This is a genomic window from Pedobacter sp. HMWF019 (genome assembly GCF_003061025.1).
Lineage (GTDB): Bacteria > Bacteroidota > Bacteroidia > Sphingobacteriales > Sphingobacteriaceae > Pedobacter.
On record NZ_QAIL01000606.1, the window covers coordinates 1 to 1,755 of the forward strand.

Consider the following 1,755-nt stretch of genomic DNA (forward strand, 5'->3'; position numbering starts at 1 on the left):
AGCCAAGGGCTATGCCTATTCCCGCCAAGGCAATCCTACCACCACCGCCCTTGAGCATAAGGTGTCGCAAATGGAGCAAGGCATTGCTACAGTGTCTTTTTCTACGGGAATGGCCGCTATTTCTTCTACGATTCTGGCTTTAATGAAAGCTTCAGACCATATTATAGCAAGTTCCTATCTTTTTGGTAATACAAGGAGTGTGATGCAAACTTATATTGATCTTGGTCTTCAGATTTCTTTTGTAGATACAACAGATATTGAGCAGGTAAAAAACGTTTATACGGAAAACACCAAAATGGTATTTGTAGAAACGATAGCAAATCCGGCAACGCAAGTTTCCGATCTGGCCGCAATTGGTGATTTCTGCGCAGAAAAGAAACTTATCTATATGGTAGATAATACGATGACATCTCCTTATTTGTTTCGCCCGGCGGAAGTAAAAGCAAGTCTTGTGATCAATTCATTGACCAAATACATTGGTGGACATGGGAATGCATTGGGGGGTAGTGTAACAGATACAGGCTTGTTTGACTGGCTTGGTTTTCCAAACATTGCACCAATTATACGCGAACAAATTCGTCCTGAAATGCAAGGAATCACGCAGATCAGAAAAAGAGGTTTGCGGGACGGTGGAGGAACACTCTCTCCGGAGGCGGCTCATAGCATCTCCGTAGGTTCAGAAACACTTGCTTTAAGATTGGAAAGGGCTTGTAATAATGCAGCGGTATTGGCAGAATTTTTAAACAATCATCCTATGGTGAGTCAGGTATATTATCCTGGGCTAAAAAGTCATCCTGAGCATGACCGCGCTTCAGCTTTGTTTCATCGCTATGGTGGATTAATGAGTTTTACACTTGCCGACGGTATTGACTGCCTGTCTTTCCTGAATGAGTTGAAACTGGTGATTAAGTCCAGCAATCTGGGAGATACTCGTACATTGGCTATTCCAGTGGCCCATACTATATTCTTTGAATTAGGTAAAGAAAGAAGAGATGAAATGGGCATACCGGATTCCATGATCCGCCTTTCTGTGGGTATTGAGGATATTGAGGATCTTCTGGAAGATTTTGGCAATGCCTTTGCTTCTTTTAAGTAATCGTCAGAAGTACTATATATATAAATCAGGGAAGCATGCTCAATACTTCCCTGATTTAGGTTAAGGCTATGTTTACTTTACTTCTGACCAGACATGATCACATAAGAATTCTTTACCAATTCTCCATTTTCATTGATGATTTCATGAGATATTTGTTTTGCCGCAATATTTTTGAAACCGGTTCTCTGAAATATTTTTTGCACTTCTTTGACATCATAAAAGGTAAAATCGAGCTGAGTCCATGGAAGATTTTCTCCGGAGTTTTTTTCCGTAAAACTGAGGGTGAACTTGCCACCGGGTTTCAAAACACGCATTATTTCCATAAAATAGGGTATCGGATTTTTCCAGAAGTAAAGCGTATTTTCTGTAAAACAATGGTCAAAGAAATCATTTTTAAAATCAAGTATTCCATCTCGTTTGGCTTTAACAAATCGCGCATTGCCTTCCTTAATTTTAACTGTATGGGCCAATATTGCTTTTTTTACCATGTCTTCCGATGTATCGGTTCCATAATAATGGATTCCTTCAGTCCTCTCAAAAAGAAAAGGGAAGTGTTTACCCTCACCAAAGCCGATTTCTAATAGTTGAAGATCTGTTGTTTGCTCTATAGCATCTATAATCTGGAAAATTAAAGTATTATTGTCTTGCGAATGTTCTTG

At 39.6% G+C, this 1,755-nt stretch carries 2 protein-coding genes; one reads left to right on the top strand and one right to left on the bottom strand.

All coding sequences use genetic code 11. The annotated features are described in order from the left end of the window. The coding region (locus DBR11_RS28670; protein WP_108555943.1) for a cystathionine gamma-synthase family protein at positions 1-1,096 on the top strand (1,096 nt) is incomplete at its 5' end. Between the two features lie 77 nt (positions 1,097-1,173). On the opposite strand, the gene DBR11_RS28675 is transcribed toward DBR11_RS28670, so the two are convergent. Beyond that, on the bottom strand, positions 1,174-1,755 hold a 582-nt coding region (locus tag DBR11_RS28675; protein ID WP_108555944.1), incomplete at its 5' end, for a class I SAM-dependent methyltransferase.